Annotated in this window: 11 protein-coding genes; 6 read left to right on the forward strand and 5 right to left on the reverse strand. The window is 59.4% G+C overall.

The window, feature by feature from the left end; genetic code table 11:
* Positions 1-136: 136 nt before the first annotated feature.
* Genes K0F88_RS04665 through K0F88_RS04675 form a run of 3 tightly spaced genes read left to right on the forward strand, consistent with a single transcriptional unit; the run spans position 137 to position 3,702 of the window.
* Positions 137-796 (forward strand): paraquat-inducible protein A, encoded by a 660-nt coding sequence (locus K0F88_RS04665; protein WP_219094302.1) that lies wholly within the window; start codon positions 137-139, stop codon positions 794-796.
* The gene (locus K0F88_RS04670; RefSeq protein WP_219094304.1) at positions 783-1,406 is read left to right on the forward strand and encodes a paraquat-inducible protein A; all 624 of its coding nucleotides are present in this window, start codon (positions 783-785) and stop codon (positions 1,404-1,406) included. Before K0F88_RS04665 ends, K0F88_RS04670 begins: the two co-directional genes overlap by 14 nt.
* Positions 1,399-3,702, forward strand: coding sequence for a PqiB family protein (locus K0F88_RS04675; protein WP_219094306.1), 2,304 nt, complete (start codon positions 1,399-1,401; stop codon positions 3,700-3,702). The genes K0F88_RS04670 and K0F88_RS04675 overlap by 8 nt, the downstream gene beginning before the upstream one ends.
* A 203-nt stretch (positions 3,703-3,905) precedes the next feature.
* On the opposite strand, the gene mksF is transcribed toward K0F88_RS04675, so the two are convergent.
* Genes mksF through mksB form a run of 3 tightly spaced genes read right to left on the reverse strand, consistent with a single transcriptional unit; the run spans position 3,906 to position 8,711 of the window.
* Positions 3,906-6,746, reverse strand: coding sequence for an Mks condensin complex protein MksF (mksF, locus tag K0F88_RS04680; RefSeq protein WP_219094308.1), 2,841 nt, complete (start codon positions 6,744-6,746; stop codon positions 3,906-3,908).
* Positions 6,743-7,444 carry an Mks condensin complex protein MksE gene (gene mksE, locus K0F88_RS04685; RefSeq protein WP_219094310.1) on the reverse strand — a complete coding sequence of 234 codons (702 nt, stop codon included), beginning with the start codon at positions 7,442-7,444 and terminating at the stop codon, positions 6,743-6,745. Before mksE ends, mksF begins: the two co-directional genes overlap by 4 nt.
* Entirely contained in the window at positions 7,434-8,711 is a 1,278-nt protein-coding gene (gene mksB / locus K0F88_RS04690) for an Mks condensin complex protein MksB (protein ID WP_219094312.1), read from the reverse strand. The genes mksE and mksB overlap by 11 nt, the downstream gene beginning before the upstream one ends.
* Positions 8,712-8,930: 219 nt before the next feature.
* Here mksB and K0F88_RS04695 point away from each other — a divergent pair, with 219 nt between their 5' ends.
* Both K0F88_RS04695 and rimI read left to right on the forward strand, forming a co-directional pair.
* Positions 8,931-9,683, forward strand: a complete 753-nt coding sequence (locus tag K0F88_RS04695) for an energy transducer TonB (protein ID WP_219094611.1) — start codon at positions 8,931-8,933, stop codon at positions 9,681-9,683.
* Complete coding sequence (rimI, locus tag K0F88_RS04700; protein WP_201120507.1) at positions 9,676-10,128, forward strand: ribosomal protein S18-alanine N-acetyltransferase; 453 nt, start codon at positions 9,676-9,678, stop codon at positions 10,126-10,128. Before K0F88_RS04695 ends, rimI begins: the two co-directional genes overlap by 8 nt.
* A 164-nt stretch (positions 10,129-10,292) precedes the next feature.
* Here rimI and K0F88_RS04705 read toward each other — a convergent pair whose 3' ends face one another.
* Positions 10,293-10,697: a serine kinase/phosphatase gene (locus K0F88_RS04705; protein WP_094470643.1), complete on the reverse strand. Its 405-nt coding sequence runs from the start codon at positions 10,695-10,697 to the stop codon at positions 10,293-10,295.
* A gap of 141 nt (positions 10,698-10,838) precedes the next feature.
* Between K0F88_RS04705 and can the strand changes: the two genes are divergently transcribed.
* A complete protein-coding gene (gene can / locus K0F88_RS04710) occupies positions 10,839-11,483 on the forward strand; it encodes a carbonate dehydratase (RefSeq protein WP_131063236.1) in 645 nt (214 codons plus the stop codon).
* A 6-nt stretch (positions 11,484-11,489) separates the two neighbouring features.
* Here can and K0F88_RS04715 read toward each other — a convergent pair whose 3' ends face one another.
* Positions 11,490-12,014 (reverse strand): SET domain-containing protein-lysine N-methyltransferase, encoded by a 525-nt coding sequence (locus K0F88_RS04715; protein WP_094470645.1) that lies wholly within the window; start codon positions 12,012-12,014, stop codon positions 11,490-11,492.
* Positions 12,015-12,039: the final 25 nt, after the last annotated feature.

Genomic DNA, 12,039 nt, shown 5'->3' on the forward strand with positions numbered 1-12,039 from the left:
ACCCCTATCTGCGTATGCAGGTAGGGGTTTTGTTTTGTCCGCAGGAAAGTCTCCTCAAGTTACAACACAATTTTGCACAGTTATTTTCGACTCATGACACTAGAATAGGTCCAACTTTTTCGGAGCCAGAGCCCTTATGCCAGATCCGGTTGACGCCCCCGGGCTGTCAGAATTACCGCTGGACGACTTGGTGGCGTGCCATGAGTGTGACTTGCTGATGCGCAAGCCCGAACTCGCCCATGGCGAGAAAGCCCTGTGCCCGCGCTGCGGTTACGAACTCTACGCCCATCGGCACAACGTAGTGCAGCGCAGTCTCGCGTTGGTCATCGCCGCGCTGTTGTTGTACATCCCGGCGAACTTTTTACCCATCATGCAGCTCAATCTACTCGGGCAATCGTCGCAAGACACCGTCTGGACCGGCGTTGTCGGTCTGTTCGATACCGGCATGCAAGGCGTCTCGGTGATTGTGTTCCTGTGCAGTATGGGAATCCCGTTGCTCAAGCTGCTCTGCCAATTGGCCGTGCTGTTGAGCATCCGGTTTGATATCGGACGCAGCTATGGTTTGCTGCTTTACCGCATTTATCACCATCTACGGGACTGGGGGATGCTCGAGGTTTATCTCATGGGCGTACTGGTGGCGATCGTAAAACTGGCAGATATGGCAGCCATTACCGTAGGTCTTGGTTTGGCCTGCTTTATCAGTTTGTTGTTGGTCCAGGTCTGGCTGGAGGTCGTGATGTCGCCTCATCAGGTCTGGCAGGCTTTGTCAGGAGAGGATGCCCATGCGGGCGATTGATGCAGGCATTCTGATTTGCACCGAATGCCATGAATTGAACAAGCAGGAAGCCGACACCGACGAGCAGTCCTGCACCCGTTGCGGTGCGCTGGTGCACGCCCGTCGCCCGAACAGTGTCATACGGACCTGGGCGCTGCTGGTCACCGCAGCGATTCTCTATATCCCGGCCAATGTGCTGCCGATCATGACCGTCAGTTCATTGGGGCAGGGCGATCCCAGCACCATCATGTCCGGCGTTATCCAGCTGGTTCAACACGGCATGATTCCCATCGCCGCCGTGGTTTTTATCGCCAGTATTCTGGTACCCACTTTCAAGCTGGTGGGCATCGCGCTGCTGCTGTTTTCAGTACAACGCCGCCAGCCACTCTCGGCACGCCAACGAATCTGGATGTACCGCTTTATCGAGTTCATCGGCCGCTGGTCGATGCTGGACATCTTTGTGATCGCCATCCTGGTGGCGGTTGTGAATTTCGGACGGCTTGCCAGCGTCGAAGCCAATCTTGGCGCCATCGCTTTCGCCAGTGTGGTGATTTTGACGATGCTTGCTGCAGTTACTTTCGATCCCCGACTGATTTGGGATAACACGGAGTCGGACGACGACCATGACTGATTTGCCTACAGCTAAAACCCGACCGGCTTCGAACTGGTCTGCCATCTGGGTGTTGCCCCTGATCGCCTTGATCATCGGCGGCTGGCTCGGCTGGCGTGCCTACAGCGAAACTGGCATCGAAATACAGGTGCGTTTCGAAAGCGGAGAAGGCATTCAGGCCAACAAGACTGAAGTCGTCTACAAGGGTATGCCAGTCGGCAAGGTGAAAACCCTTAAGCTCGATGACGAAGGCAGCTCCAAAGGGGTGATCGCCACCGTCGAGATGAATAAGGACGTTGAGCAATACCTCAAGACGAGCACCCGTTTCTGGCTGGTCAAGCCGAGCGTGACCCTGGCCGGTATCACCGGACTGGAAACGCTGGTGTCCGGCAATTACGTGGCCATCAGCCCCGGCGAGGGCGAGCCTACCCGCAAGTTCAAGGCTCTGGCTGAAGAACCACCTCTCTCGGACTCCCAGCCCGGTCTGCATCTCACCATCAAGGCTGATCGTCTCGGTTCACTGAATCGCGGCAGCCCGGTGTTCTACAAACAGATCAAGGTCGGCCAGGTCAAAAGCTACTTGCTGTCGGAAGACCAAAGCACAGTCGAACTCAAAGTGTTCATTGAGCCTACCTACGCCAATCTGGTGCGCAAACACACACGTTTCTGGAACGCCAGCGGCATCAGCATCGACGCCAACCTGTCCGGCGTGAAAGTGCGCAGCGAGTCTCTGGCCAGCATTGTTGCCGGTGGTATCGCCTTCGCGACGCCGGAGAACCGCAAGGACAGCCCGCCCACCGATCCGAGTCTGCCATTCCGTCTCTATGAGGATTTCGATGCAGCGGCCGCCGGTATTCGGGTCAAGGTCAAACTCAGCGACTTCGAAGGAATGCAGGCCGGTCGCACACCGGTTATGTATAAAGGCATCCAGGTCGGCAATCTGAAAGCGCTCAAGATCGATCCAGATCTATCCAGTGCCACCGCCGAATTAACCCTCGATCCACTGGCAGAAGATTATCTGGTTGAAGGCACTCAGTTCTGGGTGGTCAAACCCTCGATCTCGCTGGCTGGTATCACCGGTCTCGAAGCGTTGGTCAAAGGCAACTACATCGCCGTGCGTCCGGGAGACAAGGGGGCCGCACCGCAGCGCGAGTTTGTGGCACGGCCGAAGCCACCGCCGCTCGACTTGCGCGCACCCGGATTGCACCTGGTGCTGTTCACCGAAAACCTTGGTTCACTGGAGGTCGGCAGCCCGATTCTCTACAAGCAGGTCAAGGTCGGTTCAGTCCAGAGCTATCAGTTTTCGCGTACCAAAAAACAGTTGGTGATCGGTGTCCACATCGAGAAGGAATACGAGGGTCTGGTCAATGCCTCGACACGCTTCTGGAATGCCAGTGGCATCACGCTCACCGGCGGGCTGACCGGTGGAATCCAGGTCAAAAGCGAGTCGCTGCAAAGCCTGATGGCCGGCGGCATCGCCTTTGAAACACCGGAAGCCAAAGCCCCGCTGCAAAAGAAGATCCCGCGTTTCCGTCTGTTCGCTAACCATGACGAAGCCAATCAGAAAGGCACCGTGGTCACCATCAAGGTCGAGCGCGCCGATGGCTTGCGCAGCGGCACCCCCGTGAGATTCAAAGGCCTGGATGTCGGCAAGATCGAAGATGTCGACCTCAGTGATGACCTTCAATCGGTGATGCTCACCGCACGAATCACCGAAGTGCCGGAGCGCATTGCCCGGGTTGGCAGTCAGTTCTGGGTGGTCAAGCCTGAGTTGGGCCTGATCAAGACCTCTAACCTGGAAACGCTGGTCACTGGCCAATACATCGAAGTGCAGCCGGCAGCGAAGAATCTGGGTCCGCAGAAGAACTTCGTCGCCCTGGCCACACCACCGGAATCAGCCAGGCAAGAAGCCGGTTTGAGTCTGGTGTTGAGCGCCGCTCGCCGTGGTTCACTGAAAACCGGTGTGCCGGTGACGTACCGCGAGGTCACCGTGGGCAAAGTGACGGGTTATGAATTGGGCCAGACCGCTGACCGTGTGTTGGTGCACATTCTGATCGAGCCGAAATACGCGCCATTGGTGCGCAGCGGCACGCGTTTCTGGAACACCAGCGGTTTCGGGTTCGACTACGGCTTGTTCAAAGGCGCGACGGTCCGTACCGAATCGCTGGAGACGCTGATTCAGGGCGGCATTGCCTTCGCCACCCCGGACGGCGATCGCATGGGCAGCCCGGCGCGGGCTGAGCAAACCTTCCCGCTGTTCGACAAGTTTGAAGATGAATGGCTGACCTGGGCGCCGAAGATTTCTATAGGCAAGTAGTTTATTGGCGTCTTTCATGGCGCCTTCGCGGGCAAGCCCGCTCCCACAGGGATGTATGGTGTCGCATAAACTGCATTGACACCGCAGATCCTGTGGGAGCGGGCTTGCTCGCGAAGAGGCCCTGAAGTCCACTACAAATCCCACGCTATGAAAAAGGCCGCGATCCATTGGATCGCGGCCTTTTTCGTATCTGACGGTTTAACTCAAACCGCATCCAGCTCCGGCTCGTCCGCTTCAACGTTAACGGTAGCCTTCACCTCATCATGCCGGCGAATGTACTTCCAGTCCGCCTCGTCAATGTAGATCCCGTTCGGCCCGCTGCCACCTTCCAGGTCAATCGCCACACTGGCGCAAACCTGCGGCTTCACACTCGCCAGGATCGGCACGAAGCCCAGTTGCAGGCTGGTTTCCAGCAACGCTGCCTGGTTCTTCTCGTCGATGTCCGCCGCCTCGTCGAGGTAGTACGGCAAACGCACGCGACCAGCCTGGTCGCGGTCCATCAAGTGCAGCAACAAGTACATGTTGGTCAGCGCCTTGATGGTCATCGTGGTGCCGTTTGAAGCCGCACCGTCGATGTCGGTGTGGATAACTGGCTGGCCATTGACCTTGGTGATCTCGAAGGCCAGTTCGAACAAGTCCTTGAGGCCGAGCTGGTTGTGGTTCGCCGCCACCAGCCGCGCCAGGTACTCCTTGGCTTCTTCGTTCTTGTTGTCCTGATCGGCGCTTTGGCTCAAGTCAAACACGGAGAGGGTTTCGCCTTCTTCGTACTGGCCGGCGCTGTGGATGATCTGGTCGATGTGCTTGAGCGCTTCTTTGTTCGGCGCGAGCACGATGCGGAAGCTCTGCAGGTTGGAGACCTGACGCTTGTTGATCTCGCGGTTGAACAGTGCCAGTTGATGCTCAAGGCTGTCGTAGTCGCTGCGGATGTTGCGCAGGGTCCGGGCGATGTCAGTGACCGCCGCACGGCGCGCCTTGCCGAGGGTCAGGGCTTCGTCGGTGCGGTGTGCGTAAGCGTTGATCAGCAGTTGCAGGCGACGCTCCATGTCGTCTTCGCTGTCGAACTTGGCCACGCCCTTGAGACGAACCTGCGCGTAAAGCGCCTCGATCTGGCCATCGCTGCGCTGCAAACCCTGCCAGCTGTCCTGATAGTCGTTGAGCAACGGCAGCAGGTTGTCCATGGAATCGTCGATCGGGTCCATGAACGGCGTGCCGAACGGCAGGTCTGCCGGCAACAGCTGACGGCGGCGCAGGGCGTCGTCGAGGGTGCGCTGCTTGGCTTCCATGTCGCCGATCTGCCGGCCGACCAGTTGCAGCTTGGCCGACAGTTGCTGGACGCGCTCGGTGAAGGCATCGCTCGAGCGTTTCAACTCGTCTTGCGCCGCTTCCATCTGCGCCAGTTGTTCCAGCTTGTCGCCTTCCTCGGCGCTCAGGGTTTGCGCGCGCCGGAAATCTTCCAGGGCTTTCTGCGCATCCAGCACTTGCTGGTACAGCGCTTCGGTCTGGGTCTTGCTCGCCGCGCGGTCGGCGACCACGGCAGCCTGGGTTTTCAGTTGCTTGAGCTCTTTCTCCAGGCGGTCTTTCTGATCGCGCAATGCCGCGCGGTCGGCCAAGGCTTGCAGGGCTGGTGGCTCAATGTGCGAGATGTCGATGGCCAGACCTGGTACTTCGAAGCGCTCGCCTTTGAAGCCGTCGAGGATCAGCTCCAGGGATTTGACCCACTGACCATCGTCGTCCAGCGTGATGCCATGCTCGCCCAGCGGCAAGCTGAACAGCGCGCTGTTGAACAGGCGCATCAGGCGCTCGACGTCCTGTTGCGAGAACTCTTCACGCAGTCGGGCGTAGCTGTTGTTGTCGGCGTGATCGAGTTGCTGCTTCACCGACTTCAGACGTTTTTCCAGATCCCGCAGACGTTCTTCAAGGTCTTCGGCGCTGAACTGCCGCGACTGGGCCAGCGCACCGGCCAGTTCGTCGTGCGCGTCCTTGGCCGCGAGCAGTTGTTGCTCCAGCACTTTGACGTCATCGACCAAAGCGAAGCGATTCTTCAGCGCGGACAGTTCGCCAAGCCAGCGCTGGATGCCGGTGATTTCCCGTTCCAGGCGCATCAATTCCTGAGTGCCGCCGCGCTGATCGTTTTGCAGCGCGTCCTGCTCGTTGCGGTAGTGCTCGGCCTGAATCGTCAGCTCTTCCTTGCGCGCACTGGCGTAGTCCGACCAGGTGCCAAGCAGGGAATCGAGAAGCGGCGAGATGCGGTGCAGTTTGCCGCGCAGGATATTGCGCTGAGTCACGCCGGCTGCAAGGGCTTCAACCAACGGGCCGGCAGTGACCAGCGAGTTGTAGTCCTGCTCCATGCGGCGTACATCGCGGAACGCTTCTTCGCACGCAGCGATGTAATCGACGCTGCCGGAACGCAGGCTGTGTTCAAACGCATCGAGGAACAGCTGCTTGAGCTTGGCGGCGGTAATTTCGCGCATGTGCAGCAAGTTGATAAACAACGCGCGGAAAGTCTTCAGGCTCTGCTCGCTGGTGGAGCGCAGCGGGATCAGGGTCAGGTCCAGCGGAATCGACGTGTGACCGCCGACCAGCAAGCGACGCAGTTCATCCGGCTTGAGCTCGTAGGCTTTCAGGCCTTCGCGCTCAAGGTTGGTGAACAGCTCTTTCTGCCGCAGGCAGGTGTCGTTCTTCTGGTAATGCGCCAGATCCAGTTTGCCGGCGTAGGCAAAGAACTGGTGACCGAAACCACCGCCCGGACCACGGCCGACCACGCCGATCACGTGCGGACCGTGGGGCAGCGAAACCTCGACCAGGATGTAACTGGTGTCCGAGGCGAAGTAGAAACGACGGGATTGTTCCAGGCTGTACTTGCCGAAACTCATGTCCGACATGCGCGCCAGGATCGGGAACTGCAAGGCGTTGATCGAGGCGGATTTACCGAGGTTGTTCGCGCCGTAGACCGACAGCGGTTCTTCCAGCGGAAACAGACCGAGGCTGTAACCGGCGGTGTTCAAAAGGGCAAAGCGGCGAATGCCGTAGCGTTCCTTGCTCATGCGTCGGTCTCCTGTTCTTCGGCAATGGCGCGGGCCATGGCGTCTTCTTCGCTTTCTTCTTCGAAGTCGCTCAGATCGAGCGGATCATCGGTTTGCAGCAATTTTTCGTCGCTGTCGTCGTCGATCAACACCGGGACTGGCAGAGGCAGCACGCTGTGCAGGCTGGCCGCCAGATCGCGATCCTGCTGGACCGACAGGCAGACATCGAGGAAACGGTGCATCGGCGGCAGGAAACGGTAGACACCGTTTTCTTCACCGGCAAAACCGAGTTGAGTCATGCGGCGCATGATTTTTTCTTCGAGTTCTTCGACGGTCTGCACTTCGGCCTGGATGAACAGGTCGCGGTATTTTTCCAGCAAGGACGGCAATTCATCGCGGCCAAGGCTGCCACCATCCAGCACGGCGACCGGGTCTCGGCCCTGATCCGCCAGATGCTCGACGAGGATGAAGGTGAACAGCGCCAGACGCTGCGCTGTCTTGTTCACCGCCGCAGCGGCCAGGTCCGGCACGAAGTAGTAGAAACCACGGGTGTCGCAGACCAGCTCATAGCCCAGCGCCCTGAACAGCGTGCGGTACTGGTCCTGGAAGTTCGACAGTTGCGCGTACAGCTCCGGATCGCGGCGGCTGACGTGGTAGCCCTTGAACAGTTCGCGGAAGATCGGCGCAAGCTGGGACAGTTCGGATAGATCAAGATGCATGTGGGATGCTCGCAGAATCCTCGGCGGCGGTGTCGCGGGCCGAGAGCAGGGCGAAGGAGCGCAGGCTGACCTGATGCTCGTGAGTGTGGTAATCGCGGCGTTCCAGACGCTCGCGTTTGAAGCGTTTTTCCCGAGACAGGCGCGAGAACCAGTACAGCAATTCGTCGGTGGCGCCGTCCGGTTCCTGCTCCAGCAGCCAGGTCATCAGGTCCGGCATCGGCAGGGCGTCTTCGCAGCGTTCGAGCATTTCGCGAACCGTGCGTGGCGCGCGCGGGGCTTCGCCTTTCTGAGTCTTGTGGGCTTTGGGGAAGCGCGCCGGTTTCGGTTCGAATCGGGCCAGCGCATAAACGTAGGCTTCGACCTGACTGGCGCTGCCGAGGAACGTGCTTTGTGGCCGAGTGAACATCGGCATCGCCGCTTGCGGCACCGCATCGATGCCTTTGCGACGTATGGCCGACAAGGCCAGCGCCGCGCCACGGGTCACGGCGTTATGCCGACGGGCCTCTTCACGCAGCGGCAGCAACAACTCGCGGGCATGGCGCAGGGTCAACTGGGCGCTGGTCTGCATTTCGAGGATGCGCGCGTGGGTGCGCAGCAGCATGTCGTCATCGACCAGGTGACCGAGGCGCTGTTGTTCGGTGAGCATGCGCAGCAGCACATTCTCGACCTTGCGCACGCCTTGCTCGAAGGCGCCGTCGGCGTTCACCAGCTGAATCATCGGCTCGACGTATTCGTCCCAGGTCGCCAGTACTTCGGCGTAACGCTGACGCAGCGGGATCTGCCGGTCGCTGGTCTTGGCACGTTCGGCGACGGCCACCAAGGCCTGTTCGTCGTTGGCCAGTTTCTTCAGCACGTCGCGCACACGCATGTCGAGCAGGCGCAATTGCCGCGCCAGGTCGTGGCCGTCGCGGATGTCGAAGGCGTCCTGGATGTAACCGGCCAGGCGTTCGAGGTGGCGCAGATAGGCTTCGATCTCCAGGCACAGGCCCAGACGGTGCTCACGGCGCAAGTAAGCGAGGAAGTCGTGGATTTGCGCGTTGAGCTCGAAACGGTTCGGGCTTTTCGCCACAGGAACCAGAATGTCGAGGCGGATCCACACGTCCAGCAGGCTGGTGATGTCCTGCGGCGTACTGTCGAGTTGCTGGGCGGCCAACTGTGAACGCAGTTCGTTGAGGCTCAATGTGCCTTGGTCGAAGTGCTCGCACAGTGGCTCCAGAAGTGCCCAGTGTTCAGCGAGGGCGCGCAAGACGCGCTTGGGTTCGATCATCGGAATGGCCGGCTGGTTGGCGATTAAAAGCCGCGATTGTACTGCATCAGGACCGATGCGATTCACTCTCGGGACGGGCTGTAGCTGTTTCTAAGGGAAAGAGTATCGATCAAGCGCGGGCGATCTTGAGCGAAGGGCGGTAGAATCAGCGCACTTTAGTTATCCACAAGTGGCCGACCTTTGCTAATCGAGTCCCGTCGCCGCGCTTATTTGACTGCCATGCAGGTGGTCAACTGGCTGCCGCGCACCGAATTGCCCTTTGCTGCGCCCTCGCGTCCCGAGCTGCTGGAGGTGCCGGAACCGCTGGTCGTCGCGCCGGTGGTGCCTGCTTCTGCGCCAGCGCCTGCCGCCAACGCCGCCGCTGCGCCGGTAGTGACGCCGACGGAACGGGTGAAAATCGAGGTGCCGCGCCCCTCGTTGGCCAGCACGCGCACGAACGCCAAGGTCGAAGAAGAGGCCGCGCCGGTCGTCGCCAAGGCTGTGCAAGTGCCGCCACCGCGTTTTTCCCTGCAGTTGCTGAGGGCTGGGCGTTGCCTGCTGCTGGTCGAGTTACCCACAGGCGAAACGTTCCAGACCCGCGATCCTGCTTATCTGCTGCTCAAGGACATGCTGCGCGCCGCCGGTCTGCCGGACAGCCCGCAGATCATCGGTGAGCCGGTACGCTGGCCGCTGCTGGTCCGGGGCACCATGGATCAAGGCCCGGAGGCTGCTCGGGATTTCGTGCAAGGTTTTCTCTCGGCCCGACTGGAAGACGCTCCGTGCGTCTGCGTGTGGCTGATCGGCCTGCCAGCGGTGCGTTTTGCCGGTGAAGCGAACGCCGAATCCTTCAACCGTGAACTCCAGGTCGAAGGCCTGGGCTCGGTCTGGGCCCTGCCGGGCCTGGAATTATTAATGGAAGAGCCACAGCGTAAGGCTGATGTCTGGCAAGCCATGCGTCGGCTGATGGCGCGCTGGAAAGAATCGAATGAGTGACGCTGTATCGTTCCGCCCGATGACCGAGGCGGACCTGGACGCTGTACTGAAAATCGAATACGCGGCGTACAGCCACCCCTGGACCCGCGGGATTTTTCTGGATGGGCTGGGCAAGTACCAGATCTGGCTGATGTTCGAAGGTCAGCAACAGGTCGGGCACGGCGTGGTGCAGATCATTCTGGATGAAGCGCATCTGCTCAACATCACCGTCAAGCCCGAGAATCAGGGTCGTGGCCTGGGGTTGACGCTGCTGGAACATTTGATGTCCCGGGCGTATGACGCCAAGGCGCGGGAGTGTTTTCTGGAAGTGCGCGACAGCAACCGTGGCGCGTTCAGGTTGTATGAGCGTTACGGGTTTAACGAGATTGGGCGTCGTCGGGATTATTACCCTGCCGTTGGTGGGCGAGAAGATGCCGTGGTCATGGCCTGCACCTTGGTTGACTGAGTCGCTTTAAAAGCATCGCGGGCAAGCCTGCTCCCACAGTGGATCGGCGTTGTACACAAACTCTGTGACCGACACAAAAACCTGTGAGAGCGGGCTTGCCCGCGAAGGCGTCCTGACTGACATCACCGATTACCGATTACCGATTACCGATTACCGATTACCGATTACCGATTACCATCCATCGGATCCTTCCGCGCCAGTTCCTCTTCATCCAGCCCATTTCCCCCGCCAATATCGTCTTCATCGACAATGCTCAAATCCCAATCCGCCTGATTGCCTTCACCGGCCTCATGGGCATCCCGCGCACCGTCTTCACGGATCAACGTTTCCGGGCTCATGTCATCATCGGTAGACTCATGGTCATCGGTCGAGGCCCCCGTCATGCCCGCTTCACGCACACGCTCCCGAGGCATCAGCCGTTCGCGCTCGTTTTCCGGCAGTTCGTCGCCAATTTTCGCGCTGGGTTCTGCCTCGTCGAAATCCAGCTCGTGCATCGAACCCATGCGGTCTTCGTTGTCGTCGATGGGCTCGGGTTGCACCGCATCGAAAGGACGTCGTGAATCAGTCATGGCAATTCCTCATACTGTGGGCCTTACTACGGTGGACCCACCGAACCCCTGAGAATTCCACCGGCACTACTTGCATCAAGCGCGTGACCCCGACGGGCGGTTGTCTGTCAAACCAGCGCATCATTCTTGAGGCTTTACAGCATGAACGAATTACAAGATCTGATTGATAACAACGAACGCTGGGCCGAGGCGATCAAGCAGGAAGATCCGGACTTCTTCTCCAAGCTGGCTCGCCAACAGACGCCAGAATACTTGTGGATTGGCTGTTCCGACGCCCGGGTGCCTGCCAACGAGATCGTCGGCATGCTGCCCGGCGACCTGTTCGTCCACCGCAACGTGGCCAACGTGGTGCTGCACACTGACCTCAACTGCCTGTCGGTGATTCAGTACGCGGTCGACGTGCTCAAGGTCAAACACATCCTTGTCACAGGCCACTACGGCTGCGGCGGTGTACGGGCTTCGATGCAAGATCGCCAATTGGGCCTGATCGACGGCTGGCTGCGCTCGATCCGTGACCTCTATTACGAAAAGCGCGAAGAACTGGCCGAGTTGCCGACTGAAGAAGAGCGGGTCGACCGTCTCTGCGAGCTCAACGTGATCCAGCAAGTGGCCAACGTCGGCCATACCAGCATTGTGCAAAACGCCTGGCATCGCGGGCAGAACCTGTCGATCCACGGTTGTATCTATGGCATCAAGGACGGTCGCTGGAAAAGCCTGAACACGACCATCAGCGGTTTTGAGCAATTGCCGCCGCAGTACCGACTGCGTCCGGTCGAAACGCTGTAAAACGGTTCAACAGAGGCTGCGCCGACGCCAGTGGTGGAAATACAACTGGCCGTCGGCGTTCGGCGATTCGTCGTAGCCGCAGATCCAGCCTCGACACGACGGGGACCCGCACTGACAGGCGAACTGGCGCAGCAGTTTATCTTCGGTCGTGGCGTAATCCATCGTCAGGGTGTCGCCTTTCTTAATATCCGTCAGTGCCCACAACCAAAGTTCGCTCATGTCGAAAAAGACATTGGCGTCGCAAGAGTGACTCAGCAGCCCGCTGAAGTGTGGGTCGTAGACGTGGATACCAGGCGCCAGTTGCCGGGTATGTCGATGGCGATAAGGCAGGAGATGCCCCGACACGCGGCAGATTCGGCTGATCTGTGGAAATTCGCGCAGAGCTACGATGGCCACCGCCAATCCATTCGCGTTGTAGATAATCTCGAAATCGACCCGTGAGGGGAATCCAAGGCTCAGCGGTAGCTCCGGGAAGGGATAGATTCCATCGGGAGGTTGCGTTGTTTGTCTATGCAGGGGATGAGGTTTCATAACAATCCTTGTCGGCAGCGCGTTG

The sequence above is a fragment of the Pseudomonas sp. UMAB-40 genome (assembly GCF_900095275.1).
GTDB classification, from domain to species: Bacteria; Pseudomonadota; Gammaproteobacteria; order Pseudomonadales; family Pseudomonadaceae; genus Aquipseudomonas; species Aquipseudomonas mandelii_B.